This window comes from Citromicrobium bathyomarinum (assembly GCF_021021475.1).
GTDB lineage: Bacteria > Pseudomonadota > Alphaproteobacteria > Sphingomonadales > Sphingomonadaceae > Alteriqipengyuania > Alteriqipengyuania bathyomarina.
This window is the reverse complement of the sequence record NZ_JAINWL010000003.1, coordinates 1-25,690: the sequence shown is the minus strand read 5'-3', so window position 1 is coordinate 25,690 and position 25,690 is coordinate 1. Positions and strand designations below refer to the sequence as shown.

The 25,690-nt window shown below is 64.5% G+C and carries 17 protein-coding genes, 1 tRNA gene and 2 rRNA genes; 8 read left to right on the top strand and 12 right to left on the bottom strand.

The annotated features are described in order from the left end of the window. Position 1: 1 nt before the first annotated feature. Complete coding sequence (locus tag K7H93_RS11740) at positions 2-1,036, bottom strand: SDR family oxidoreductase (protein WP_230783789.1); 1,035 nt, start codon at positions 1,034-1,036, stop codon at positions 2-4. Then, positions 1,033-2,085 carry a methyltransferase domain-containing protein gene (locus K7H93_RS11735; RefSeq protein WP_230783788.1) on the bottom strand — a complete coding sequence of 351 codons (1,053 nt, stop codon included), beginning with the start codon at positions 2,083-2,085 and terminating at the stop codon, positions 1,033-1,035. The genes K7H93_RS11740 and K7H93_RS11735 overlap by 4 nt, the downstream gene beginning before the upstream one ends. An 83-nt stretch (positions 2,086-2,168) precedes the next feature. Between K7H93_RS11735 and K7H93_RS11730 the strand changes: the two genes are divergently transcribed. Together K7H93_RS11730 and K7H93_RS11725 are read left to right on the top strand one after the other, a co-directional pair. Continuing rightward, positions 2,169-3,590, top strand: coding sequence for a dihydrolipoyl dehydrogenase family protein (locus K7H93_RS11730; RefSeq protein ID WP_230783787.1), 1,422 nt, complete (start codon positions 2,169-2,171; stop codon positions 3,588-3,590). Further along, a complete protein-coding gene (locus tag K7H93_RS11725) occupies positions 3,590-4,582 on the top strand; it encodes a radical SAM protein (protein WP_230783786.1) in 993 nt (330 codons plus the stop codon). The genes K7H93_RS11730 and K7H93_RS11725 overlap by 1 nt, the downstream gene beginning before the upstream one ends. A gap of 1 nt (position 4,583) precedes the next feature. Here the strand turns inward: K7H93_RS11725 and K7H93_RS11720 are convergent, their stop codons facing one another. Both K7H93_RS11720 and fumC read right to left on the bottom strand, forming a co-directional pair. After that, complete coding sequence (locus tag K7H93_RS11720; protein ID WP_230784145.1) at positions 4,584-6,674, bottom strand: malate synthase G; 2,091 nt, start codon at positions 6,672-6,674, stop codon at positions 4,584-4,586. 134 nt (positions 6,675-6,808) lie between these two features. Then, positions 6,809-8,260: a class II fumarate hydratase gene (fumC, locus tag K7H93_RS11715; protein WP_230783785.1), complete on the bottom strand. Its 1,452-nt coding sequence runs from the start codon at positions 8,258-8,260 to the stop codon at positions 6,809-6,811. 118 nt (positions 8,261-8,378) lie between these two features. Between fumC and K7H93_RS11710 the strand changes: the two genes are divergently transcribed. From K7H93_RS11710 to K7H93_RS11695, 4 genes are all read left to right on the top strand, one after another. Next, positions 8,379-9,431 carry an ion channel gene (locus K7H93_RS11710; RefSeq protein WP_230783784.1) on the top strand — a complete coding sequence of 351 codons (1,053 nt, stop codon included), beginning with the start codon at positions 8,379-8,381 and terminating at the stop codon, positions 9,429-9,431. A 91-nt stretch (positions 9,432-9,522) separates the two neighbouring features. Beyond that, entirely contained in the window at positions 9,523-11,004 is a 1,482-nt protein-coding gene (locus K7H93_RS11705; RefSeq protein WP_230783783.1) for an aldehyde dehydrogenase family protein, read from the top strand. 4 nt (positions 11,005-11,008) lie between these two features. After that, positions 11,009-11,974 (top strand): glutathione S-transferase family protein, encoded by a 966-nt coding sequence (locus K7H93_RS11700; RefSeq protein WP_230783782.1) that lies wholly within the window; start codon positions 11,009-11,011, stop codon positions 11,972-11,974. Next, the gene (locus K7H93_RS11695; protein WP_230783781.1) at positions 11,971-12,810 is read left to right on the top strand and encodes a pirin family protein; all 840 of its coding nucleotides are present in this window, start codon (positions 11,971-11,973) and stop codon (positions 12,808-12,810) included. Before K7H93_RS11700 ends, K7H93_RS11695 begins: the two co-directional genes overlap by 4 nt. Positions 12,811-12,831: 21 nt before the next feature. Here the strand turns inward: K7H93_RS11695 and K7H93_RS11690 are convergent, their stop codons facing one another. Genes K7H93_RS11690 through K7H93_RS11680 form a run of 3 tightly spaced genes read right to left on the bottom strand, consistent with a single transcriptional unit; the run spans position 12,832 to position 16,513 of the window. Continuing rightward, entirely contained in the window at positions 12,832-15,018 is a 2,187-nt protein-coding gene (locus tag K7H93_RS11690; protein ID WP_230783780.1) for a xanthine dehydrogenase family protein molybdopterin-binding subunit, read from the bottom strand. Continuing rightward, the gene (locus tag K7H93_RS11685; RefSeq protein WP_230783779.1) at positions 15,015-16,001 is read right to left on the bottom strand and encodes an FAD binding domain-containing protein; all 987 of its coding nucleotides are present in this window, start codon (positions 15,999-16,001) and stop codon (positions 15,015-15,017) included. Before K7H93_RS11685 ends, K7H93_RS11690 begins: the two co-directional genes overlap by 4 nt. Beyond that, positions 15,998-16,513 carry a 2Fe-2S iron-sulfur cluster-binding protein gene (locus tag K7H93_RS11680; protein ID WP_230783778.1) on the bottom strand — a complete coding sequence of 172 codons (516 nt, stop codon included), beginning with the start codon at positions 16,511-16,513 and terminating at the stop codon, positions 15,998-16,000. The genes K7H93_RS11685 and K7H93_RS11680 overlap by 4 nt, the downstream gene beginning before the upstream one ends. Positions 16,514-16,664: 151 nt before the next feature. Here K7H93_RS11680 and ku point away from each other — a divergent pair, with 151 nt between their 5' ends. Further along, a complete protein-coding gene (ku, locus tag K7H93_RS11675; RefSeq protein ID WP_230783777.1) occupies positions 16,665-17,495 on the top strand; it encodes a non-homologous end joining protein Ku in 831 nt (276 codons plus the stop codon). 3 nt (positions 17,496-17,498) lie between these two features. Continuing rightward, complete coding sequence (ligD, locus tag K7H93_RS11670; protein WP_230783776.1) at positions 17,499-19,988, top strand: DNA ligase D; 2,490 nt, start codon at positions 17,499-17,501, stop codon at positions 19,986-19,988. 13 nt (positions 19,989-20,001) lie between these two features. Here ligD and K7H93_RS11665 read toward each other — a convergent pair whose 3' ends face one another. The 5 genes from K7H93_RS11665 to K7H93_RS11645 all read right to left on the bottom strand — a co-directional run. After that, the gene (locus tag K7H93_RS11665) at positions 20,002-21,093 is read right to left on the bottom strand and encodes a PepSY-associated TM helix domain-containing protein (protein ID WP_230783775.1); all 1,092 of its coding nucleotides are present in this window, start codon (positions 21,091-21,093) and stop codon (positions 20,002-20,004) included. Then, positions 21,093-23,228 carry a TonB-dependent receptor gene (locus K7H93_RS11660; RefSeq protein ID WP_230783774.1) on the bottom strand — a complete coding sequence of 712 codons (2,136 nt, stop codon included), beginning with the start codon at positions 23,226-23,228 and terminating at the stop codon, positions 21,093-21,095. The genes K7H93_RS11665 and K7H93_RS11660 overlap by 1 nt, the downstream gene beginning before the upstream one ends. Before the next feature lie 397 nt (positions 23,229-23,625). Continuing rightward, positions 23,626-23,702 (bottom strand) — tRNA-Met (locus K7H93_RS11655). Between the two features lie 172 nt (positions 23,703-23,874). Beyond that, positions 23,875-23,989 (bottom strand): 5S ribosomal RNA (gene rrf, locus K7H93_RS11650). Between the two features lie 124 nt (positions 23,990-24,113). Beyond that, positions 24,114-25,690, bottom strand: a 23S ribosomal RNA gene (locus K7H93_RS11645); the annotation flags it as partial.

Sequence of the window (25,690 nt, the reverse complement as noted above, 5' to 3'; positions counted from 1 at the left end):
GCTAGCGCGCCAGCACTCCGGCGGCAGGAAGGAAGCCTTCCTCCGTGCAGAAATCGATCAGCCGCCGCAGATAGGCCTCGTCCGCCGGGCCGGATTCGATCCCGGTGAGCGCGCGAAAGCGGCTGTCGTCGAAGCGCGGGTCGCGCTGGAAATAGCTGGCATAAAGCGCCGAAACCCGCCCATGCAGCCGCCGTTCGAGCGGAGGAAGCGTACTTGCATCGAATTGCGCGGGATCGACCAGCGTGGGGGAGCGCAGCCCTTCTACCGAGCCGATTCCGCGTGCGAAATCGGCCATCGGCAGTGGCTCGGACGCGACGAGATGGTAGGTGCCACCGCGCGCGGCCTCCCAGTTCTCGACCATCGCGGCGATCCCGCCCGCGACATGGTCGATCGGCACGAAGGCGAGCGTCGCGTCTGCACCGGCGGGCACCAGCCGGATGCGTCCCTCCGCGATCAGCCGGAACGCCATGTAGAGCGCGTCGAACTGGCGCACCCGCCCGCTTTCGTATCCGCCCAGCGTGATGCCGGGCCGCGCTATCGCCCAGTCGAGCCCCGAAGCGCGAACCAACCGCTCACCCGCCGCCTTGCTCGCCTCGTAGCCATTGGCGAAACCGCTGTCGGGGAGCGGATCGTCCTCGCGGATCACCCCGTCGCGCGTGCCGCAGACATAGGCCGTGCTGACATGCAGCAGCCCTGCCCCGCCCGCCTGCGCCAGCGCAATCACATTCTCCGTGCCGCGGGTGTTGGTCGCCTCGTACTCGGCGTCGGTCAGGTCGAAACGAATCGTGGCCGCACAGTGGATCACAAAGTCGTGCGCCTGCGCCAGCCGGTCGAAGGTCGCTGCGTCCAGCCCCAGCCGGTCCTGCCGGATATCGCACGGCACCGCCTCGGCAATCGCGACGGTGCTGCCGTCGTTCGCGCGCACCTCGGGGTTGCGGTGGACCAGCGCGGTCACCCGTTGCCCCGCCGCAACCAGCCGCGCGCAGACCTCGCCGCCGATCAACCCGGCGGCACCCGTTACAAGAACCCGGCTCAACAGCAGCCGCCGCCGGTCGCGACCTGGGGCGTAGCTCCGGCGAGCGGAAACAGCGTGCCGCAATCGGGATAGATGCCGTAATGCGTGCCGAAGTCGCCGAAGAACTCAAAATGCTCGGCAAAGCGCGTGTCGGCCAGCATCTTCCAGCTGTTGCCGCACACGGGGAACATGCGCCCGCGTTCGATCCGGTGATGATCGTCGAGCACAAACACGCGCTCCTCGCCCGCGACCGTGCCTTTGTAGCGAACAGCCTGCCCGTAATCCTCGCACAGCGGTTCAAGCTCGGGCAGCTTGAACAGCCGCGCGGTGGCCGAATGGAAGGCGATCCCGTCCAGCTTTTGCTGAATTTGCGGATCGTTGATCCCCAGCGGGCGGCTGGTGACCAGTCGCGGGTCGAGGAACCCGGCAGCCTTGGCCGAGGCGATGAAGTCGAACCAGTACATCGCGCCCGACAGGCACTCGCCATGCAGCACGGGATCGTCGCGCAGCCCCTCGGGCACGCGGCGGTCGGAATAGACGTCGGAGAAATACAGCTCGCCACCCGGCTTGAGCAGGCGGTAGGCCGCGTCGAACACCGCGCGCTTGTCTGCCACCAGGTTGATCACGCAGTTGGAGACGATCACGTCGAAGCTGCCATCTTCCAGATCGAGATCGCCCAGCTTCTCGATGTCGCCTTCGATGAAGCGCACGTTGCTGCTGGCATGGCCGAACCGCTCGCGGTGCCATTCCTCATGTTCGCGGGCGACCGCCAGCTGCGCGGGTGTCGCGTCGACGCCGGTGACAGAGCCATTCTCGCCCACCATCTGCGCCAGCAGATAGGCGTCCTGCCCGCTGCCAGAGCCCAGATCGAGCACCTTGGCCCCCTCCATCGCCTGCGGGGCAACCAGCCCGCAACCGTAATAGCGCGCGCGGACATCCTCATGCACGTTGCGCAGCAGCGCCATCAGCGCGGGCGGCGGTGCGTCGAGCGTGCAGCAGGCATCGGTCTTGAGATCGGCGGAGCCTTGCAGCACCTCGCCATAATAGTTCTGCGAATTTTCGAGATTCATGAAACGTTTCGACCCTTGCCTGCGAATATGCCACACACAGCACGAGGTTCGGTTCTCGGGCAAGCTTGGTTTCAGGGACAGGCATGAAATTTACCCATGACGTGATCGTGATCGGCGCGGGGGCCGCCGGTCTCACCGCTGCGGGCGGCTGCGCGATGTTCGGCCTGAAAGCCGCGCTGATCGAGCGGGCCGAGATGGGCGGCGAGTGCCTCAATAACGGCTGCGTGCCGTCCAAGGCGCTGATCACTGCGGCCAAACGCGCAGCGGAAGCGAACGAGTACGAACGTTTCGGCATCCAGATGGCCGCGGCAAAGGTCAACTGGACCGGCGTGCACGCGCATATCCACGAAGCGATCGCGCACATCGCCCCGCACGACAGCCAGGAACGGTTCGAGGAGATGGGCTGCGACGTCTATCGCGGCCACGCCCATTTTACCGGCCCGCGCACGGTCGAGGTGGACGGGGTTGCGCTCACTGCGCCCAAGATCGTCATCGCCACCGGCTCGGAACCGATGGTGCCGCCGATCGAGGGGCTGGATAGCGTCCCCTACCTGACCAACGAGAACATCTGGGATCTCGACCACCTGCCCCAGCACCTCGTCATCATCGGCGGCGGGGTGATCGGGATGGAGATGGCGCAGAGTTTCCGCCGGCTGGGCAGCGAAGTCACCATCATCGAACCGGGCGACCTCATGGGCCGCGACGATCCGGAATCGGTCGCGGTGGTGGTCGAACAGATGAAAACCGAAGGGGTGATGTTCGTGAAGGGCGCAGCCGCCAAGGTAACGCCCGGTGTGCTCGCCAGCCTCACCGTGACGCTGGAGGACGGGCAGGAGGTTGCTGGCACGCATCTGCTGATCGCTACGGGGCGCAAGGCACGCACCGAAGGCTACGGGCTGGAGGAGATCGGCGTCGAACTGGGCCGCAACGGGATCAAGGTCGACGCGCGGCGGCGCACGAACCTCAAGCACATCTACGCGATCGGCGATTGCCGAGAGGGCCCGCGGCTGACGCATGTATCGGGCTACGAAGGGTCCAACGTAGCGCTCGAAATCACGCTGGGCGTGCCGACCAAGGTCGACTGGTCCGCCCTGCCCTGGTGCACCTATACCGACCCCGAAGTCGCGCAGATCGGGATGACCGAGGCTCAGGCACGCGAGGAGCTGGGCGACAAGGTGACCGTGGTGCGCCAAGGCTTCGAGCACAACGAACGCGCCATTGCGGAAGGGGACACGCGGGGCCACCTGAAGGTGGTGATGGTCGGCAAGAAAGTTCTCGGCGCGAGCATCGTCGGCAAAAATGCGGGCGAAATGCTGCTGCCGTTCACACAAGCGATTACCGGCAAGGCGAGCACCTTCGCGCTTGGCAGCGCGATTATCGCCTATCCGACCCGCAGCGAGATCACCAAGGCGGCAGCGTTCAGCGCGTGGGAGGGCACGGTGTTCGGCAGCGTGCCCAAAGGCTACGCCAAAACGCGCGCCTGGTTCAGGAAGACGCTGCGCTGATGGCGTCGCGTTCCAAAAGCCGCAACGCGCCGCAAGGCCCTTCGCCCTTCGCGGTCGAGGCCGAGGCCCTGCCCGAAGGCAAGTTCACCGATCCCGACATCACCGCCGACGGATCGCCGCGCGCGCAGGTTCCGCTGCTGGAGCTGGAGACGCTGTGGCTGTGCACCGGCACGCTGTGCAATCTCGCCTGCGCCACCTGCTATATCGAAAGCAGCCCGACCAACGATGCGCTGATCTACCTGACCGCCGAGTACGCCGCGCGCTATTTCGACGAGATCGAGCGCGATGGATGGACCACGCGCGAGATCGGCTTCACCGGCGGCGAGCCGTTCATGAACCCGCATTTCGTGGCCATGCTGGAAGACGCGCTCTCGCGCGGGTTCGACGTGCTGGTGCTGTCCAACGCGATGAAGCCGATGCGTCGGCACGAGGCCAAGCTGCTGACCCTGCGCGAGGCCTATGGCGACAAGCTGACGATCCGCGTCAGCCTCGATCATCACACCAAGCCGGTGCACGAGGGCGAGCGCGGGCCGAATAGCTGGGATGCCGCGATCGGCGGGCTCAAATGGTTGTCCGACAATGGTTTTTCCATCGCGGTCGCAGGACGGCTGTTGCCCGGCGAGGGGATGGTGGAGGCGCGCGAGGGCTATGCCGCGCTGTTCGCGCGCGAGGGGTTGCGGATCGACGCTCACGATCCGGCGCGCTGCGTCCTTTTCCCGGAGATGGACGCGGACAAGGATGTGGCCGAAATCACCACCGCCTGCTGGGACATCCTGGGCAAGTCGCCCGCCGACATCATGTGCGCGACCAGCCGCATGGTCGTCCACCGCAAGGGCGACCCCGCCCCGCGCGTGGTCGCCTGCACGCTGATCCCTCACGATCGAGAGTTCGACTTCGGCGAGACGCTGGCCGATGCCAACGTCGCGGTGAAGCTGAACCACCCCCACTGCGCGCGCTTCTGCGTGCTGGGCGGGGCGAGCTGTTCGGCCTGACCTAGCCCCCCGCCTTCACCTTCTGGCGATAGGCGTGCAGCAGCGGCTCGGTATAGCCGCTGGGCTGTTCGGTCCCTTCGAAGATCAGCGCGCGCGCGGCCTGGAAGGCGAGGCTTTGCTCCGGATTATCGGCCATCGGGCGATAGGCCGGGTCGCCCGCATCCTGCGCATCGACCTTCTTCGCCATCGCCACCAGCACCTCGTCGACCTCCTCGGGGCTGACCACGCCATGCTCCAACCAGTTGGCGATGTGCTGGCTGGAAATACGCAGCGTTGCGCGGTCTTCCATCAGGCCGACATCGTCGATGTTGGGCACCTTGGAACAGCCCACGCCTTGGTCGACCCAGCGCACGACGTAGCCCAGGATGCCCTGCGCGTTGTTCTCCAGCTCCGCGCGGATCTCGTCCGGCGACCAGTTCTCACCCCGGTGCAGCGGGATGGTCAGTAGGTCGGATAGCGGAGCGATTGCTTCCTTCGCCCGCTCGTCCTGCCGCGCGAACACATCGACCATGTGGTAATGCGTGGCGTGCAGCGTCGCCGCAGTCGGCGATGGTACCCAGGCGGTGTTCGCGCCCGAGCGCGGGTGGCCGATCTTCTCGGCCAGCATGTCCGCCATCCGGTCGGGCATCGCCCACATGCCCTTGCCGATCTGCGCCTTGCCGGAGAGGCCGCAGGCGAGCCCGATCTGCACGTTGCGATCCTCGTAAGCGGCGATCCAGGGCGTCTCCTTCATCGCACCCTTGCGCTTCATCGCACCCGCTCGCATCGCGGTGTGGATCTCGTCGCCCGTACGGTCGAGGAAGCCGGTGTTGATGAACATGATCCGGTCGCGCACCGCGTGGATGCACGCCGCGAGATTGGCGGATGTCCGACGTTCCTCGTCCATCACGCCGACCTTGATCGTGTGCCGCGCAAGGCCGAGCATATCCTCCACCGCATCGAACAGATCATTGGTCAGCGCGCATTCCTCGGGCCCGTGCATCTTGGGTTTCACGAGGTAGATCGAGCCTTCGCGGCTGTTGGAAAGCGTGCCGGTGCGCTTCAGGTCATGGCAGCCGATCGTCGCGGTGACGATCGCATCGAGGATGCCCTCGGGCGCTTCGTTGCCATCGGGCAGGTGCACCGCGGGCGTCGTCATCAGGTGGCCGACATTGCGCGCGAGCAGCAGGCTGCGTCCGGGGAGCGTGAAGCTCTCGCCGTCAAGGCCGACATATTCGCGATCGGGGTTGAGCGTGCGGGTCATCTCCTCCCCGCCCTTCATGAAGGTTTCGCGCAAGTCGCCCTTCATCAGGCCGAGCCAGTTGGAATAGCCGAGCACCTTGTCCTCGGCATCCACCGCCGCGACCGAATCCTCGAAATCGCAGATGGTCGAGATGGCGGATTCCAGCACGATGTCGGCAACCCCGGCCTTGTCGCCCGCACCGACCGGGTGATCGGGATCGATCACGATCTCGACGTGCAGCCCATTGTGGCGGATCAGCCAGTTCTTGCCATTGCGCCCGACCAGCTGAGCCGGGGCCTTCAGCTTGGGCTCGCTGCCATCCCAGTTGCTCCACAGCTGGTCTTCCAGCGGCACCGCGCGGTCGAGGAACTGGCGACCCCAGTCGATCACCATCGCGCCGCGTTCCTCGTCGTAACCGCCGGGCTTGGGCGCGCCCGGAATCGCGTCGGTGCCGTAGAGCGCGTCGTACAGGCTGCCCCAGCGCGCGTTCGCGGCATTGAGCAGGAAGCGCGCATTGAGCACCGGCACCACCAGCTGCGGACCGGCGATCTGCGCCAGTTCCGGGTCGACATTCTGCGGATTGACGCTGAAGGCGTCCGGCTCGGGCACGAGATAGCCGAGATCGGTCAGGAAGGCGCGATAGGCGTCCGCATCGATCGGCGCGGGGTTCTCGCGGTGCCACGCGTCGATCTTCGACTGGATCGCCTGGCGCTTCTGCAGCAGTTCGCGATTGCGCGGCACGAAACGGCTGAAAATGTCCGCTGCTCCGGACCAGAAGGCGGCCGCATCGATATCGAGCCCCGGCAGCACCTGCGCTTCGATGAAGTCGGCCAGTTCCTCGGCAACCTTCAGCCCGGCGAGTTCGCGCATGCCCATTCTCTTGTCCTTCCTCGTGTGTCGCTTTTGCGTGTTTACGACCCGCTTGGCGCGATCGAAGGGCATGAGTCAAATACGTAGCAGGTCCGCAGCGACACTGCCGCTACGGCACGCTACGTCACCTGAATCTAGGCCCCGGCCAGCCCGTTGCCGATCATGGTCTTGGGCTGCACGATCCGGTCGTAATCCTCTTCGCTGATCTTGCCGCTGGCGATCGCCTCCTCGCGCAAGGTGGTGCCGTTCTTGGCGGCGGCCTCTGCGATATGCGCTGCGTCCATATAGCCGATTTCCGGCACCAGCGCGGTCACCAGCATCAGCGACTGCTCCAGATGCTGTTCGATCCGCTGCTCGTCGAGCGTGGTGCCCTCGATCGCGTTTTCGCGGAAGCTTGCGCAGCCATCGGCGAGGATGCGGATCGAGTGGAGCACGTTCGCCGCGATCACCGGGCGCATCGCGTTGAGCTGCAGGTTGCCCCAGCTTCCCGCCATCGCATTGGCGGTATCGTGGCCGATCACCTGCATCGAAACCATCAGCAGCGCCTCGCTCTGGGTCGGGTTGACCTTGCCCGGCATGATCGAGGAGCCCGGCTCGTTCGCGGGCAGCTTGAGTTCGCCGATCCCGCAGCGCGGGCCGCTCGCCAGCCAGCGCACATCATTGGCAATCTTGATCAGCGCGACCGCAACGCCGCGCAGCGCGGCGGACAGGCGCACAATCGGGTCGAGCGTCCCCTGCGCGTGAAACTTGTTGGCTGCGGTGCGCACCGGCAGGCGGGTGAGATACGCGATTTCCTTCGCGACATGATCCGAAAAGCCGTCCGGCGCATTGAGCCCGGTGCCCACCGCCGTCCCGCCGAGCGAGATGGCGAGGAGTCCCTCGCGCGCATGTTCAAGATCGGCAACTGCCGCGCGCAACGCCTCGGCCCACGCGCTCCATTCCTGCCCGACCGACAGGGGAACTGCGTCCTGCAGATGGGTGCGACCGATCTTGACCGTGTCCATCCAACCCTCCGCCTTCTGCTCGATCACCTTGGCCAACTGCTCGATCTCGGGGATCAATTGCGCGTCGAGCGCGCCCAGCGCGGCCAGATGCATCGCGGTCGGGAAGGTATCGTTGGAGGATTGGCTCTTGTTGACGTCGTCGTTGGGCGCGACCGGTTTCTGGCTGCCCAGTTCCCCGCCCAGCAGCTGAATCGCGCGGTTCGCGATCACCTCGTTGACGTTCATGTTGGTCTGCGTGCCAGAGCCTGTCTGCCATACGCGCAGCGGGAACTGGTCGTCGAATTCGCCCGCGATCAGCTCGTCGCAGGCGCGGGTGATCGCCTCGCACTTGTCTTCGGCAAGCAAACCTGCGCGGCGATTGACGATGGCAGCGGCCTTTTTGAGATACCCATAGGCGCGGCACAGCTCGACCGGCATGCGATCCTCGCCAATATCGAAATGCTGGAGCGAGCGGGCGGTCTGCGCCCCCCAATAGCGGTCGGCGAGCACGCGAACCTCGCCCATCGAGTCGAACTCGACGCGGTCGCCCTTCGCCTTGATCCCGACCGGAATCTCGCGAAGCGTTTGCCCCTTTTCGGTCATGGCGGTCCTTTCACCTTCCTCTTTCGAGAACCGTGCCCTCCACTGCTCGTTCCCGCAATCGGCGTGGCCCCTTGAGGTATCGCGCGCGCATCCGGTATGCAGTGGACCTATGGGGGCAATGCGGCGCACATGGCAGCGGATCTACTACGCGATCGCGACATTGCGCTGGAGCGTGCTGATCGCGGTGATCGTGCTGCACGCGCTGCTCAGCTATTTCGTGCTCGTCGTGACGGGCGAGACCGCGCTGATCAGCGACTTCCTGGTCTATTTCTACTACTACACCACCACCGCCACCACCGTCGGCTATGGCGACCTGAGCCCGCAGACCGCAGCGGGGCGAACGGCGGCGGCAATCATTATCCTGCCCGGCGCGATCGCGCTGTTCACCGCGGTGCTGGGCAAGGCGGTGAGCGATATCGGCAACCACTGGAGGCGAGGTTTGGACGGCAAAGCAAGCTATGCCAGCCGCCACGATCATGTCGTGATCGTCGGCTGGCAGGAACGCGCGACGAAGCGCCTGATCGAAACCCTGCTGGCGGACCGGTCCTATCACGCTCGGCCGGTGCTGCTGGCCGCAGCGGTCGACGCGAACCCAATGCCCGATGCGATCGACTTCGTGTTCGCCGAGACCCTGTCCGACTTCGACAGCTACAAGCGCGCGGGCGCGAGCCGCGCGAGTACGATCCTGATCCGCGGCGCAACCGACGACGACACGCTGGCAGCGACGCTGGCAGCGCGTGCGGCGGCACCCGATGTGCATATCGTCGCGCATATGGAGAACGAGGATGCCGCGCGGCTGATCGAACACCAGATCGACAATATAGAGGTCTTCTCCTCGATCTCGATCGACATGATGGTGCGCGCGGCGCACGATCCGGGGGCCTCGCGCCTTGCAAACCTGCTGTTCTCCTCGCGCACGGAAAGCACCGCCTTCTCGCTGCGCGTGCCCGAGGAAACTCCGCCGCTCTCCTATCTGGAGGCGCTGGTCGCGCTGAAGCGGTCGCACCGGATCACGCTTATCGGCGTGAGCGAGGCTGGCGGCAAACATCTCGACCTCAACTGCGTGGGCGAGCGGGAGATCAGGGGTGGCGACACGCTGTTCTACATTGCAGACGAGCGGCGCGAGCCTTCTGCAGGGCAATGGCGCGAGCTGGCCAAGCAATTGGCCTGAGCCGCCTCCCTCCACTCGCTCCGATAACAGAGATCGCGCATTTGCCGCGTGACATGCTGAAACGATACCGGCGGCTGCCCGTTCGCCAGATATGTCCGAAAAATACAGCACACTCGACCGCCTCTTCGTCGCCGGTGAATGGCGCGAAGGCACAGGCGACACCCTGAAAAACATCTGCCCGTGGGACGAAAGCGAGATCTTCTCGATGAAGACCGCGCAGGCCAGCGACGTCGACGAGGCGTGCAAGGCCGCCAGGCAAGCACAAGGCGAATGGGCCGCGCTCCCGCCCTCGGCGCGCGCGGCGAAGATGCTCGCGATCGGCGACATCCTGGAGGCGCGCAAGGACGAGATCGCGGCGTCGATCGTGCGCGAGGTCGGCGGGACGCAGGTCAAGGCCGCACTCGAGCTGATGCTGGTGACGCAGGTCGCGCGGCAGGAAGCGGCGGCGCTCCCGTACATGGTCGAAGGCGCGATCCTGCCCGAGGATATCCCGGGCAAGGAAAGCCGCGCCTATCGCCAGCCCGCAGGGGTCGTCGCGCTGATCAGCCCGTGGAACTTCCCACTCCAGCTGACCGCGCGCACGCTCTTCCCCGCGCTGGCGCTGGGCAACGGCGTGGTGCTCAAACCCGCCAGCGATTCACCGGTCACCGGTGGGACCATCTTCGCTGCGATCTGCGAGGAAGCGGGCCTGCCCAAGGGGCTCGTCTCGGTCCTTCCCGGCAGCGGTTCCGAGGTCGGCGATGCGCTGGTGCGCCATCCGATTCCGTCGGTGGTCAGCTTCACCGGCTCCACCCCCGTGGGGCGCGGCGTCGGCAAGGCGGCGCTCGATGGCGACCGGATCAAGTCGCTCGAACTCGAACTCGGCGGCAATTCGCCAATCGTCGTGCTCGATGATGCGGATATCGACTATGCCGTGGAGGCGAGCGTCTGGGGCAAGTTCATGCACCAGGGCCAGATCTGCATGATCGCCAACCGCATCGTGGTGGAAGACGCGGTGCATGACGAATTCGTCGAAAAGTTCGTCGCCCGAGTGAAGGAGCTACCGGTCGGCAAGCGTGATGCGGCGGACTGCTTCATCGGCCCCGTCGTCAACCGCGACCAGTTCGACGGCATCATGGAGATGATCGGCAAGGCCAAGGACCAGGGTGCGACCTGCGCGCTCGGCGGAGAGCCCGACGGGCTCGTCATCCCGCCCCACGTCTTTACCGATGTAGGCGAGGACAATTGCCTGATCGCGAACGAGATCTTCGGCCCCGTCGCCCCGATCCAGCGCGCGCGGGACGAAGAGCACGCGCTCGAACTGGCGAACGCGACCGAAATGGGCCTGTCGAGTTCGGTCTTCAGCCGTGACGAGGGCCGCGCACTGTCCTTCGCCAAAAAGATCGAAGCGGGCATGACGCACATCAACGACCAGCCGGTCAACGACAGCCCCTTCGCACCTTTCGGGGCGATGAAGAATTCGGGCGTCGGCCGGTTCAATGGGCGCTGGGCGATCGAGGCCTTCACCAAGACGCACTGGATCTCGGTCCAGCACGGCAAGCGCCAGTTCCCCTTCTCGGCAGAGGATCTCTAGAACGATGGGCTTCCTGAAGAACGGCACCTGGCACGACGAGTGGGCGCATAACGACGAGGACAGTGGGGAGTTCGAGCGCGACGAGAGCGCGTTTCGCAACTGGGTCACGCCCGATGGATCGCCCGGTCCCACCGGGGAAGGCGGTTTCGTCGCCGAACCGGGCCGCTACCGCCTCTATATCAGCCTCGCGTGCCCGTGGGCGCACAGGGCCAATGCGGCGCGGCATCTGAAAGGTTTGACCGACGCGATCGAGCTGAACGTCGTGCACTGGCTGATGAAGGAAGGCGGCTGGTCCTTCCGCGAGGGCGAATGCGTGACCGGCGATCCCGCGATCGGCGCGGACCACCTCCACCAGCTCTACACCCACGCAAAGCCCGACTATTCGGGCCACGTGACCGTGCCGGTGCTGTGGGACACGAAGACCGAGACGATCGTCAACAACGAGAGTGCGGACATCCTGCGCATGCTCGGCACCGCCTTCGATGGGTGTGGCGCCAACGACCTAGACCTCTACCCCGCCGACCTGCGCGATGAGATCGATACACTGAACGACCGGGTGTACGACGCAGTCAACAACGGCGTCTACAAGGCCGGCTTTGCGACCACGCAGGATGCGTACCACAGAGCGGTCAAGCCGCTGTTTGCGGTGCTGGACGAGCTGGAGGAGCGGCTGGAGGGGCGCGAATGGCTGGTCGGGGACCGGCTCACCGAAGCCGATATTCGGCTGTGGACCACTCTGATCCGGTTCGATCCGGTCTATCACACGCATTTCAAGTGCAATATCCGCCGGATTGCGGACTACCCCAACCTTTCCGCGCTGACCCGGCGGCTCTACGAGCTGGACGGGATCGCCCAGACGGTCAATTTCCGCCATATCAGGCATCACTATTACGAGAGTCACGAGCGGATCAATCCGAACGGCATCGTCCCAGCCGGACCTGACCCGCTGATTCCGGAGAACAACGCATGAGCAGCCGCCAGCTTCTCTCTCTCCACCGCGCGATGCGCGATGACATTCAGGACCTGACCACGCGCCGCCCCGTGCCGGGCCCGGGTCTTCCGCAGGTCGACCCGTTCCTGTTTCTCAACCATCACGGCCCGCAGACTTACCCGCCCGGCAATCGCGGGCTGCCCTTCGGTCCGCACCCGCATCGCGGGTTCGAGACGGTGACCTTCATTCTCGAAGGCAGCCTCGCCCATCACGACAGCGGTTCCGGCGCGAGCGTGGTCGAGGCGGGCGGTGTGCAGTGGATGACTGCAGGCAGCGGGCTGGTCCATGCCGAGCTTTCGCCGGAAGCCTTCAAGCGCACCGGGGGGCCGCTGGAACTCCTGCAGCTATGGGTCAACCTGCCCGCGCGGCTGAAGATGACCGACCCCGCCTATATTCCGGTGCCTGCGGCGGATATCGCCGCGATCGAGCTGGGCGAAGGCGTCTCCATGCGCGCGGTCTCCGGCACCCAAGGAGCGCCGATCCATTCGCTGACCGATGTGATGCTGGCTATCGTGGAGGTCGCGCCCGGTGGAAGCGCCACCCTCCCCGCACCGGCAGGTCGCAACGTCTTCTTCTACACCGTAGAAGGAGAAGCGAAGATCGGCGAAGAGACCGTGCCAGAACATACGCTGGCCCAGGTCGGCGATGGCGATGGCCTCGCGGTCGCCAGCGAGAACGGGTGCCGTATCCTGTTCGGCCACGCCGACCCGATCGGCGAACCGGTGGTGGCGCACGGCCCCTTCGTGATGAATAGCGAGGCAGAGATCGCGCAGGCGATCCGCGACTATCAGGCGGGCAAATTCGGCGGGCTCTGACGTCCAATCAGTCCGGCCCGATCAGTCCGGCATCGCGGGAAGCACTTTGTCCGGGGTCATCGGAAACTCGAAAACGCGCGCACCGCATGCGTTGTAGATCGCGTTCGCGATCGCGCCCGCGCCTCCGCACATGCCGAGTTCGCCGATACCCTTCGCCTGGATCGGGCTCGCCGCGCCATCGCGTTCCTCCACAAACACTACGTCGAGATCGGGCACATCGCGGTTCACCGGCACGTGGTACTCAGCGAGGTCGCAGTTCGCGAGGTGACCGTCCACGGGATCGAACAGCATCGCCTCGGTCAGCGCCGCGCCGATGCTCCAGGTCATCCCGCCGAGGCACTGCGACCGCGCGGTCTTGGCGTTGAGCACCCGGCCGAAGCCGAACGCGCCGGTCATGTGCTGCAAGCGCGTCTCTCCGGTGAAGCGGTTGACCCGCACCTTGGCGAAGAACGCGCCGAACCCGGCGGCGGTGAAGTCGTCCGCGATATCGCCCGGCTCGTAATGGCCTTCCTCGGCCAGATCCTTACCGTCGAGCAGGTTAACCAGCGAAGCGCCGCCGACCACGGCGCCGTCCTTCAGTTGCAAGTTTTCCTCGGAAACATCCGCCCGCTCCGCGAGCGTCTCGCGCAGCGCGAGGCAGGCAAGGTAGGCCGCAGAGCAGATCGAGGCCGCGCCCCAGCTTCCGCCCGAGCCAGGTCCGCGTGGATGGCGTGTGTCGCCCAGCTCAACCAGCACCTTCTCGACCGGCAGGCCCAGCATCTCCCCCACGGTCTGCGCCAGGATCGTGTAGGTGCCGGTGCCGATATCGGTCATGTCCGTTTCCACCAAAGCGGTACCATCGGCTTTCAGCGTGACGCGTGCCTTGGCCTCGCCGACATTGTGAACGCGCGCCGCACTCGCCATGCCCGTGCCGATCCACCACTCGCCTTCGCGCGTGTGACGCGGGCTTCGCGGACCGCTGTCCCAGCCGAACGCCTCGGCCCCTTGCTTGAGGCATTCGGCGAGCTTGTGCGAGGAGAACGGAGTGCCATTGGCCGGGTGCCTGTCCGGAATATTGCGCAGGCGCAGTTCTACCGGATCGACCCCGCACTTCTCCGCCAGCACATCCATCGCGCATTCGAGCGCAGGCATTCCCACTGCTTCGCCCGGCGCGCGGACGGAGCCTGCGGTCATCCGGTGGATGCGCGCAACCTCCATGCTCAGTTCGCGGTTTTCGCCCGCGTAGAGGAAGTGGCTCGATTGCAGCACCGGCTCGGCAAAGCTCTCGCCCGGCAGATTGGAGACGCGCGCCTCATGGCCGAAGCCGGTCAGCTTCCCGTCTTCGCCCGCCGCCAGCCGGAACCGCTGGCGGGTTTCCGACCGGCGCATGATGCACTGGAGCACCTGCTGGCGCAGCATCGCCACGCGGACCGGGCGTTCCAGCTTCATCGCCGCGACGCTCGCGGCTACGGTTTCCTCGCTGATGCCCAGCTTGGATCCGAAGCCCCCGCCGACATAGCGCGAAACCAGCCGTACCTTGTCCTCGTCCAGTCCCAGCGAATCCGCCAGTTCGGAGATGTTGTAGTTGAGCATCTGCAGCGATGCATAGACCGTCAGCGTGTCGCCATCCCACTGCGCGATCGCCGCATGCGGTTCCATCGCGGCGGAGGAATGGCCCTCCGTCCGGTAAGTCTGGTCGACCGAGGCTGCCGCTACCTTCATTGCATGAGAAAGGTCGCCCTGCGAGGTTGCGCCATCTTTGGTCTCCGCCTCGACCGCTTCGGGATCGAACGCAGCGTCGTCGTCCTCGCGGTAGCTTACGGAAAGGTGCTTGGCCGCATCGCGCGCCTGCTCGAAGGTTTCGGCGACCACCAGTGCGATTGGCTGGCCGAAATAGCCGATCTTGCGCGCGGGCTGTTCCGGCGCCTCTCCGGCAGTTCCCTGCGCAGGTCGTGCGATCAGGGCGGGATCGTCGATCACCGTCACAACGCCAGGCATCGAAAGCACGGAATCCGCGTCGATTCCCGTGACTTCTCCCCTGGGAATCGTCGCGGTAACGATCACTCCTTCGAGGCAATCGTCCAGCTGGTATTCCGCAGCGTAGGGCGCGGTGCCGGTGACCTTGAGCAAACCCTCGATCCGCGAGGCATCGGTGCCAAGCACGCCCTGTCGCATGTTGTCGAGGCGATTGGCGGTGTCCGGTTCGTCCTGCTTGAGATAGGCGCTCACAGCTCTGCTCCCGTTGCTTCGGCGAGCACGGCGGCGAGGGTGCGCCGGGCAAGCGGTATCTTGAAATCGTTTTCGCCATAGCCGCGCGCATCGCGCAGCAGCACATCGGCCGCCTTGTCGAACAGCGCGGCACCAGGCTTCTGGCCCACCAGCACCTCGCCCACTTCCGGGTTGTGCCACGGCTTGTGGGCGAGCCCGCCGAAGGCGAGGTCAGCGCGGGTGATCATGTCGCCATCCATCTCGACGATCGCGGCGATGGAGCACAGCGCGAAGGCGTAGGACGAACGCTCGCGAACCTTGCGGTAGATCTGCTTGCCCTCGCCCGGCGGCGGCACGGTGACACCCATGATCAGCTCGCCCGGTTCCAGCACATTGTCTTTCCACGGCGTATCACCCGGCAGACGATGAAATTCGCGGACCGGCACCGTTCGCGTGCCGCCCTCGGCGGTGGCAATATGGACTGTCGCGGCGAGCGCACTCAGCGCCACTGCCATATCACCCGGATAGGTCGCAATGCACTGGTCGCTGGTGCCGAGCACCGCGTGCAGCCTGGAAATCCCCTCAATCGCGCCGCAGCCCGATCCCGGCTCGCGCTTGTTGCAGGGCTGATCGATATTAGTGAAGTAATAACAGCGGGTACGCTGGCACAGGTTGCCGCCGGTGGTCGCGCGGTTGCGCAGTTGCTGCGTCGCCCCGGCCAGGATCGCGCGCGCCAGCACCGGATAGTCAGCTCGCACGCGCGGATGCGCAGCGGTGGCGGTGTTGGTCGCCAAAGTGCCGATCCACAGCCCGCCGTCGTCGGTATCCTCGATCTCCGCATGGCCGACGCGGTTGATATCGACCAGCGCCTGCGGGGTTTCGACTTGCAGCTTCATCAGGTCGAGCAGGTTGGTGCCGCCGGCGATCGGCTGCGCGTTCTCTGCGGCGACCAGTTGGCCCGCATGGTCCATGCCCTCGGCGCGCTGATAATCGAACGGCCTCATGCGACCTCTCCGGCTGCGACATCGCGGATGGCATCGACGATGTTAGCATAGGCCCCGCAGCGACAGATATTGCCGCTCATCCTTTCACGAATTTCGTCAGCGGAGACCTCCATCGGCCCGTCGAGAGTGTCGCTCGCATCGCTCGGCCAGCCGGCGGCGATCTCGTCCAGCATCGCGGTCGCGGAGCAGATCTGGCCCGGGGTGCAATAACCGCACTGATAGGCATCGCGCTCCACGAAGGCGCGCTGCAATGGCGAGGGGTTCTCGGCAGTGCCCAGCCCTTCGATCGTGGTCACCTCGTCGCCATCATGCATCACCGCCAGGGTCAGGCAGGAATTGATGCGCACCCCGTTGACCAGCACCGTGCAGGCCCCGCACTGTCCATGGTCGCAACCTTTCTTGGTGCCGGTCAGGCCCAAATGATGGCGCAGCATATCGAGCAGGCTGACCCGCGGGTCGTCCGGCAGCGCGTGGGATTGTCCATTGATGCTTACCGTATTTTCGGAACTCATGGACGCACTCCCTGCTGGCTGACACCCGGTGGTCCTACGGGTGGGAGAACCAGCCGTTCCGATATCAACCTAGGATAGCCTCGGCACTCGGATGGCGCGCTCGCAACCAATCGCCCCCCTCGCTCGTTCATCGGCAGAACAAGGAGGGCTCATGGCCGCACGTGCATACTGGCAGGGACAGATCAGGCTGGCGCTGGTGTCGATCCCGGTCGAAATCTATTCCGCCTCGCAAAGCGGCGCAAAGATCAGCTTCCGCCAGATCCACGAGCCGTCGGGCAAGCGCATCTCTTACGAAAAGGTGGTCGAGGGTGTTGGCCCGGTCGACCGCGACGACATCATCCGTGGCTACGAGCTGTCCAAGAACAATTACGTTCTGCTGGAGGATGAGGAGATCGAGGCGGTCAAGGTCGAGAGCAAGAAGACGCTGGAACTGGTCCAGTTCGTCGACCAGTCGGAGATCGACCCGCTCTATTTCGAGAAGCCCTATTACGTCGTCCCCAAGGACGACCTGGCGGAGGAAGCCTTCATCGTCCTGCGCGAGGCGCTGCGCAAGGCGAAGAAGACCGCGCTCGGCCAGCTATCGGTGCGCGGGCAGGAAAAGCTCGTCGCGATCAAGCCGTGCGGCAAGGGCATGCTGCTTGAAACGCTGCGCTATGCCGACGAGGTGCGCGAGGGGCAGAAGTTCTTCGGCGGGATTGGCGACGACAAGCCCGAAGAGGAACTGCTCGACCTGGCCGAAACGCTGATCGAGAAGAAGACCGCGCCCTTCGACGCGAGCGAGTTCGAGGATCGCTATGCCGAGGCGCTGCACGAGCTGATCGAGAAGAAGGCGAAGGCCAAGGGCAACAAGACGATCATCGAGGAGGACGACGAACCCTCGGGCAGCGGCTCGGGCAATGTGATCGACCTGATGGCCGCGCTCAAGAAATCGGTCGATGGGGAGAAGCCCAAGAAATCCTCGGGCAAGAAGAAGAGCGCCTAGGCGATGGCGAAGAAGGACGATCCCCTCGCCGAATACAACGCCAAGCGCGATTTCACGCGCACGAAGGAGCCTGCGGGCAAGGCGGGGAAGAGCGGCAAGGACCGCATCTTCATGGTCCAGAAGCACGACGCGACGCGGCTGCACTGGGACTTGCGGCTGGAGGCGGACGGCGTCCTGAAAAGCTGGGCGGTGACCAAGGGCCCCTCCCCCGACCCGGACATTAAACGGCTCGCGGTGCGGACCGAAGATCATCCGATGGATTACGCGACCTTCGAGGGCACCATCCCGGCGAACGAATATGGTGGCGGCACGGTGATGCTCTGGGACCGCGGCACCTGGCATCCGATCGAGGGCAAGAGCGCCGACGACATCGAGGAAGGCCACCTTCACTTCGTGCTCGACGGCGAGCGGATGAAGGGCGAATGGCTGCTGATCCGGATGAAGCCCAGAAAGGGCGAAAAGCGCGAGAACTGGCTGCTGCGCAAGCTGGACGACGAGTACGCGCAGGAAGGGGATGCGCTGGTCGAAAAGGCGCTGACCAGCGTCGATACCGGACGCTCGATGGCGGAAATCGCCGCAGGGCGCGAGCCTGACAAAGCAACCGGCGAAGACGAGGCAGTCGAGCCTCTCGCCGAGATGAAGCACGCACGTCGCGGCAAGAAGGCAGGCAAGCCGCCCAAATTCGCCAAGCCGCAGCTCGCCACGCTGGTCGACGAAGTGCCCACGGGCAATGGCTGGATGCACGAGATCAAGTTCGACGGCTATCGCGCGCTGATCGCGGTCGCAGGCGACAAGGTCACCGTGTGGACCCGCAACCAGAAGGACTGGACCGAGAAGTTCGGCCCGCTGGTGGAAGCGATCGCCGCTCTCGACCTGCCCCCTGCGCTGATCGACGGAGAGATCGTCGCGCTGGACAAGGACGGAAATCCCGATTTCTCGACCCTGCAATCGGTGCTCAAGCGCGGGCACGGCTCGCAGGGGCCGAAAGACAAACTCGCCTTCTTCGCCTTCGACCTGCTCCAAATGGATGGCGAAGATCTGACCGGCCATTCCAATATCGAGCGCAAAGAACGCCTCGAAGCCCTGCTGCGCGATACCGAGCCGCCGATCCATGTCGCGGAGCACATCATCGGCGCAGGCGAGAAGCTCTATGCCCAAATGTGCGATGCCGGGCAGGAAGGGATCATCGCCAAGCGGATCGACGCGCCCTACCGCCACAGCCGAACCAAAAGCTGGGTCAAGGTGAAGTGCGTCCAGCGGCAGGAGTTCATCGTCGTCGGGTGGTCCGAGAGCTCGGCCAAGGCGCGGCCCTTCGCCTCCCTCCTGCTCGCCACGAAAGATGGTGAAGACCTGATCTATCGCGGGAAGGTCGGCACCGGGTTCGACAGTGAAGATCTCGACCGCCTCGGCAGCAAGCTCGACCGGATCGAGCGGAAGACCCCGCCGCTCGACGTGCCCAAGGCCGAGGCACGCAAGGCGCATTGGGTCACCCCCAATCTGGTCGCCGAAATCGCCTATGCGGAACTCACGGCTGAGGGCCGCGTGCGTCATGCCAGCTTCCTCGGGTTGCGGCAGGACAAGGAGGCGGAGGATGTCGGCGACGAACGCAAGAGTACCGCGCCCTCCCCTACCGCCAGCGTGGAGATATCGAGCCGCGACCGGGTGATCTTCCCCGACAGTGGAGAGACCAAGGGTGATCTGGCGGATTACTACGAGGCCATCGCTCCGCTGATGCTCCCTTTCGCGGCCGAGCGCCCGCTGAGCCTTGTGCGCTGCCCGCAAGGGCGCGCGAAGAAGTGCTTTTTCCAGAAGCACGACAATGGCGGCTTCGGCGATGGCGTGAAGGCAGTTCCGATCAAGGAGAAGGACGGCGGCACCGAAGATTACCTCTTCGTCTCGGACGCACGCGGCCTGCTTCAGTGCGTGCAGATGGGCACCATCGAGTTTCACGGGTGGGGCGCGCGCACCGGCGCGGTCGAGAAGCCGGACCGGATGGTCTTCGATCTCGATCCAGATGAAGGGCTGGACTTTGCCGACGTGCGCGAAGCGGCAATGGACCTGCGCAAGCACCTCGCCGACATCGGCCTCAGCAGCTTTGCGATGGTCACCGGCGGCAAGGGTGTGCATGTCGTCGTGCCACTGACGCCCGGCCATTCATGGGATGCGCACAAGAGCTTTTCCGAACGCTTTGCCAAGGCGCTGGCGCAGGCGGAGCCCGACCGGTTCACCGCGACCATGAGCAAGGCCAAACGCAAGGGCCGCATCTTCATCGACTGGCTGCGCAACCAGCGCGGCAGCACGGCGGTGATGCCCTACTCCGCCCGCGCGCGAGAAGGCGCACCGGTCGCAGCACCCGTCGCGTGGAACGAGCTGAAGAAGCTGGACAACGCCCGCGGCTTTACCATCGGCGATGCCAAGCGGCTGCACGATCGCGCGCAGTCAAAGACCCTCGCCGGATGGGGCTTCGCCGACCAGCGCCTGCCCGACGTGTGACGCCGGCGATGCCTCAGGACTGGCCGACCGCTCGTCTGGGACGCTGTGCCACCCGCCGGCGACCGGCTGGCTTGCCGATCTGCCCTCTCCAGAAGCTATAGCTGGCTAGGAGGCCGAGGACGACGAGCGCCAGCCCGGCAAAGGTCATCGCGAGCCGCCACACGATCCCGCCGACCTTGGCGGCGTGAATGGGATAGAACGTCTCGCTGATCGCCGACACCGCACCGGCCTTCGCAGGGTCGTCCATGCCGACCACCGCCGCGCTGTCCGAGGCAATCCAGACGTAACTGCGCCCGTTCGGCGTCCATTCGAAATCCTGCCGGAACCGGATGGCGATCGGCTCGCCGGGCTTCGATGGCAACATCAGGCGCCGCGGCGCTGCCGACGGGAATACCGCTTGCGCATTGCGCATCACGCTTTGCCAGTCGGTCGCCGGACCGACCGGGGCAAGCTCGGTCGGAACCGCGGGTTTTTGGTGTGCCTCGCCGAAGGGGGACAGCAGAACAGCGCTCACCGCCGGGAAGATCATCAGCGTACCCGTCGCCGCCGCCACGATCAGCAGCGGTGAGGCAACCACGCCCAGATCGCGATGGTGCCGCACGATCGCGCTGGCGGTGTAGCGGGGTGGCCAGAGGCGGAACCGGAACGTCTTGCGTGTGCGCCACCACAGGATCGTTCCGCTGATGGTGAACGCGAGCAACATGATGCCCAGCACGCCGGTGATCGTCTTCCCGGTCTCGCCCAGAAGCAGGTAGTGATGCAGATCGAACAGCCAGAGCTCGGGCCGCTCCCACATGCCGGACCAGCGATCGACGACTGTCCCGTCCTGCGCGATATAGGCCCCGGTGCCGTCGGAGTAGACCGCCTGGTGCAGACCGATCTCATCCCCGGCAAAGGTAACGCGTGAAAGGCCAGGCGCAGTCTCTCTCGCAACCTCGATCGCACGCCCCATCGCCACGGGATCGGCGAGAGCCAGATCATGCGCGCCGTCGAGCATGATCCAGCTATCCTCCCACAGCAACACCGTGCCGGACAGGCCGATGACCGCCAGCAAAATGCCGACGATCCCCCCCGTCCAGCGGTGCAGGAGCGAGAGCAGCTTCATCAGAACTCGCTGCGCAGGCTCAGCGTGAAGGTGCGTCCGCGGCCGGAGAAGAACCGGCTGCTGTCGGTTACCCGCACGGTGTCGCTGTCATAGGTGATGAAGAACTCGTTGGTGAGGTTCTGCGCCGCCAGCGAAATCTCTCCGAAATCGGTGCGGTAGGAGATGAACGCGTCGACCAGCGTGTAACCATCGAAATCGGTCGCGGTGGACGCGTCGTTGAACTCGCGTTCGAGATACATGCGGGCCTGAGCGCGCGCGCTGAAACGGCCCGCGCTGTAGTCCGCCGAGAGGTTGATCCGGTCGGGCGAGATGTTCGCACCGTCGAGATCCTCATCGATCAGGCCGTCTCCGTCGCCATCGGTCTGTCCCGTGAGGTTGGCGTAGCCCCCGCTGAGCGCGAGGCCCGGCACGGGCGTCTGCCACGAAAGGCTGGCTTCGAAGCCCTCGATCTCGATCGGCTGGCGTTCCACTTCGAACACGTCGTTGCGCAGGACGAGGATCGATCCGAACTCGCTCGACGACCAGAAATAGCTCGCCGATGCCTTGAGGGCGCCGCGATCCCATTCGAGCCCGAGTTCGCGATTGTTCGACACCACCGGTTCGAGCGAGAGGTAGTCATCGACCTCGATATTGGGCTGGCTGATCCCACGCAGGATCCGCCCGACATCGGCGATGGTGAAACCCTCGGCATAGCTGCCGTATGCGCGAAGGCCGTCGATCGGCTTGACGATGACGCCGCCGTTCCACAGCACATCCTCGAAGGACGGTGAGCCGCCGGTCACGCTGACCGGGCCGTAGCTCGCCAGAGTCGTGAAATCGTCGACCTTGAGCTGGACATTCTCGAACCGCAGCCCGCCGGCGAGACGCACCAGCCCGTCGGCCAGCGCGAGATTGCCCTGAAGGAACGGGGCGAGGCTGCGGAAATCGGTCTGCGGCACCCAGGCCCGGTCGGTTTGCACCAGTACCTGTTCGGTGCGATCGAACAGCGCGTCGAAGCCGACCGTCAGGACAAGGTCGTCAAAGCCGGGGAGCGCACGTTCGTAACTGACCTTGCCGCCGAGCTTGCGCGAACGGTTGGCCGACTGGTCGAACAGGTTGCCCGTGGGATCGATCGCCGGGTCCTGAAAAGTCCCGAACACGCCGCCGCCGTACACGTCGTTAGTGCGGCTGTAGAAGCCCTGCAGCACGAAAGTACCGCCGCCGAGATCGGGATCGACCAGCGATGCGGAGAGCAGCTCCGCCTTGTTGGAAGGCGGGTCGCCGGGCGTCACCCCGCGAATGCTGCTCGCAGGGATCCCGGCAGAGCGGTCACCCGGCACGGACACATAGTTCGCGTTGCCCTGCAACTCGAACCGGTTGGCGACCATTTCCAGCCTTGCGCCGGTGGCCAGCTCGTAGCCCAAGCGCGCGAAGACGGACCAGCTATCGCTATCCTGAATGTCGCCCTGCGTCCCGTCGACACCGATCCGGTTGTCGTTCCCGTCGAAGAAGGCGCCACGCTTTTCGTAGGTGGCCCCGACACTGGCATCGAACGGCCCGGCCCGATAGCCTACCAGAGCCCCGGTCTTCGCACCGATACCTTCGCCTTCGAAGCTGGTCGGCAGCGCCACCTGCGACAGCGTGCGGAACGAAACCCCGTCCTCTCGCGGTGCGCCAACCGTCACCTGATTGACCACGCCGCCAGTCGCACCGATCCCTTGCAGCGCGTTCGAGCCGTAGATCACCTCGACCCGGTCGATGAAGAACGGATCGATCGTGTAGCCGTCGCGCGAGCCGTCCCGCACCGGGGTCGACTGGGGAATGCCGTTGATCGCGTAGAGCGGAGCGCGACCGCGAAGGCTCTCTCCCGCCCCGGTCAGCTTCTCGCGAGTGGGCGAAAAGGACGGCAGCAATGCCGATACCGCGTCGACGGTGGAGCCGGAGATCTGCACCTGCCGCTCCAGCGCTTCACTGTCGATGATGTCGACGGTCAACGGCAGCGCGCTAGCGGGAAGCTGGGTGCGGGCCGCAGTCACGATGATCGTGCTCTGCTCGTCCGCGTCAGAGGAGGCACCATCCGCGGGCGCGATGTCCTGCGCGAACGCGATGGTCGAAAGCGGTGCCAGCGCGAGCGCGCCGACGAGGTAGCGGTACATGAGTGACTCCGTGAAAGCTCGAAGCCGCCTAACGCTCATGAGTTTAATTCGCAATAGCGTTGTGATACCAACGTCGGTCTGCTGCTCGGGCGTCTGGTCGACCGCGGGGTTCCGGGCGATCGATCGCAGGGTCTCCGCTGGATGGATTGCCTTCGGACTGGCGACGCCGCACATGCTGACCGACGGCGTTTAGCCGATTGCCCGATCGAGCAGGGATCGGGTCTGCTCCCGCGTTTGCCGCAGTCGATGGCGAACGATCGGATCGAAAGGGAGAATTGACGCCTTCCTCCCCGTATTCGCCCCCCACATGCGTTCGGTCTGGTGGCGGTTCATCGCAGAACGCCAGAAGCCTCGCTGTGCGCAGCGGGGTGAGGTGTGTTGTACTTTGAGGTATTGGTGGTTGCGGGAGTTGGATTTGAACCAACGACCTTCAGGTTATGAGCCTGACGAGCTACCGGACTGCTCCATCCCGCGTCACCTATGAGCCGGCGAGGATCGCCGGCGGCTGCTGAGGCAGCCTGTGCCTTGCCTTTCCCTCGAGGGGGTCGGGTTTGGCGTAGGCGTCAGAGACGCCAAAAGGGCCGCCCTTGATGGGTCAGCCCTTCGACAAGTGAATGGGTTATTTCCGCTGCCCGCAAGCTGCAATGCCTCGCGGCGACCTACTCTTCCAGTGCTTTTGCACTAGTACCATCGGCGCTGCCTGGTTTCACGTCCGAGTTCGAGATGGGATCGGGTGGGTCACAGGCGCTATGACCACGAAGCAATGAAGCTTGCGTGCGGCGGTTTATAATCGATGTGTTGGTATTCGAGGCGTCTATCTGGCTTCGAGTATTCTTTCCGGTCAACGAAGCCTGCAGGCAGGACTGTCATTGATGGTGCGAACTCTCAAGCATGATCAGAACTATTAGGACCGGTTAGCTCCACACATTACTGCGCTTCCACACCCGGCCTATCAACGTCGTGGTCTACGACGGTTCGAAGATACCTAATCTCAAGGGAGGCTTCCCGCTTAGATGCTTTCAGCGGTTATCCCGTCCGTGCATAGCTACCCTGCGGCACCCTTGGCAGGATGACAGGTACACCAGAGGCACGTTCACCCCGGTCCTCTCGTACTAGGGGCAACTCCTTTCAAGTATCGACGCCCACGGCAGATAGGGACCAAACTGTCTCGCGACGTTCTGAACCCAGCTCACGTACCACTTTAATTGGCGAACAGCCAAACCCTTGGGACCTGCTCCAGCCCCAGGATGTGATGAGCCGACATCGAGGTGCCAAACGATTCCGTCGATATGAGCTCTTGGGAATCATCAGCCTGTTATCCCCGGCGTACCTTTTATCCGTTGAGCGATGGCCCTTCCACGAGGGACCACCGGATCACTATGACCGACTTTCGTCTCTGCTCGACTCGTCAGTCTCGCAGTCAGGCAGGCTTATGCCATTGCACTCTCGCAGACGGTTTCCAACCGTCCTGAGCCTACCATCGCGCGCCTCCGTTACTCTTTAGGAGGCGACCGCCCCAGTCAAACTACCCGTCACAGAGGGTCCCTACACCGGCTAACGGTGCGAGGTTAGACATCAGAAAACAGCAGGGTGGTATTTCACCTATGGCTCCACATCGGCTGGCGCCAATGCTTCAAAGCCTCCCACCTATGCTACACAACTCTTTCCTAATGCCACTCTGAAACTGCAGTAAAGGTGCACGGGGTCTTTCCGTCTAACCGCGGGTACTCCGCATCTTCACGGAGAATTCAATTTCGCTGAGCATATCCTGGAGACAGTGGGGAAGTCGTTACGCCATTCGTGCAGGTCGGAACTTACCCGACAAGGAATTTCGCTACCTTAGGACCGTTATAGTTACGGCCGCCGTTTACTGGGGCTTCAATTCGGAGCTTGCACTCCTCCTCTTAACCTTCCAGCACCGGGCAGGCGTCAGACCCTATACGTCGTCTTGAAGCCGACTTAGCAGAGTCCTGTGTTTTTGCTAAACAGTCGCTACCCCCTGGCCTGTGCCCCCCACTACTGCTTGCGCAATAATGGGGCCTCCTTCTTCCGAAGGTACGGAGGCAATTTGCCGAGTTCCTTCAGGATACTTCTCTCAAGCGCCTTGGTATACTCTACCTGACCACCTGTGTCGGTTTCGGGTACGGTCTATATGAAGAGGCTATTTCCTGGGACAACTTGGCTGCGTGCCCAATCCAATAAGGACACACAACGTCCGCCATCCGTCACACATCTTCAGGCCCACGAATATTTACGTGGTTCCCATCGACTACCCCCTTCGGGCTCGTCTTAGGGGCCGGCTAACCCTGCTCCGATTAGCGTTGAGCAGGAACCCTTGGTCTTTCGGCGAGAGGGCATCTCACCCTCTTTGTCGCTACTCATGTCAGCATTCGCACTTCCGATACGTCCACCTTCGGTTACCCTTCGGCTTCACTCGCTTACGGAACGCTCCGCTACCGCGT

Excerpts from the sequence above, each read along its gene's own strand:
- K7H93_RS11720 (WP_230784145.1), bottom strand. The coding sequence starts at position 6,674 with ATGCGCGAACTCGCCGGGCTGAAGGTTGCCGAGGAACTGGCCGACTTC.
- K7H93_RS11710 (WP_230783784.1), top strand. The coding sequence starts at position 8,379 with ATGCGGCGCACATGGCAGCGGATCTACTACGCGATCGCGACATTGCGC.
- K7H93_RS11680 (WP_230783778.1), bottom strand. The coding sequence starts at position 16,513 with ATGAGTTCCGAAAATACGGTAAGCATCAATGGACAATCCCACGCGCTG.
- K7H93_RS11730 (WP_230783787.1), top strand. The coding sequence starts at position 2,169 with ATGAAATTTACCCATGACGTGATCGTGATCGGCGCGGGGGCCGCCGGT.
- K7H93_RS11705 (WP_230783783.1), top strand. The coding sequence starts at position 9,523 with ATGTCCGAAAAATACAGCACACTCGACCGCCTCTTCGTCGCCGGTGAA.
- K7H93_RS11685 (WP_230783779.1), bottom strand. The coding sequence starts at position 16,001 with ATGAGGCCGTTCGATTATCAGCGCGCCGAGGGCATGGACCATGCGGGC.
- K7H93_RS11700 (WP_230783782.1), top strand. The coding sequence starts at position 11,009 with ATGGGCTTCCTGAAGAACGGCACCTGGCACGACGAGTGGGCGCATAAC.
- ku (WP_230783777.1), top strand. The coding sequence starts at position 16,665 with ATGGCCGCACGTGCATACTGGCAGGGACAGATCAGGCTGGCGCTGGTG.
- K7H93_RS11735 (WP_230783788.1), bottom strand. The coding sequence starts at position 2,085 with ATGAATCTCGAAAATTCGCAGAACTATTATGGCGAGGTGCTGCAAGGC.
- K7H93_RS11665 (WP_230783775.1), bottom strand. The coding sequence starts at position 21,093 with ATGAAGCTGCTCTCGCTCCTGCACCGCTGGACGGGGGGGATCGTCGGC.
- K7H93_RS11695 (WP_230783781.1), top strand. The coding sequence starts at position 11,971 with ATGAGCAGCCGCCAGCTTCTCTCTCTCCACCGCGCGATGCGCGATGAC.
- fumC (WP_230783785.1), bottom strand. The coding sequence starts at position 8,260 with ATGACCGAAAAGGGGCAAACGCTTCGCGAGATTCCGGTCGGGATCAAG.
- K7H93_RS11725 (WP_230783786.1), top strand. The coding sequence starts at position 3,590 with ATGGCGTCGCGTTCCAAAAGCCGCAACGCGCCGCAAGGCCCTTCGCCC.
- K7H93_RS11660 (WP_230783774.1), bottom strand. The coding sequence starts at position 23,228 with ATGTACCGCTACCTCGTCGGCGCGCTCGCGCTGGCACCGCTTTCGACC.
- ligD (WP_230783776.1), top strand. The coding sequence starts at position 17,499 with ATGGCGAAGAAGGACGATCCCCTCGCCGAATACAACGCCAAGCGCGAT.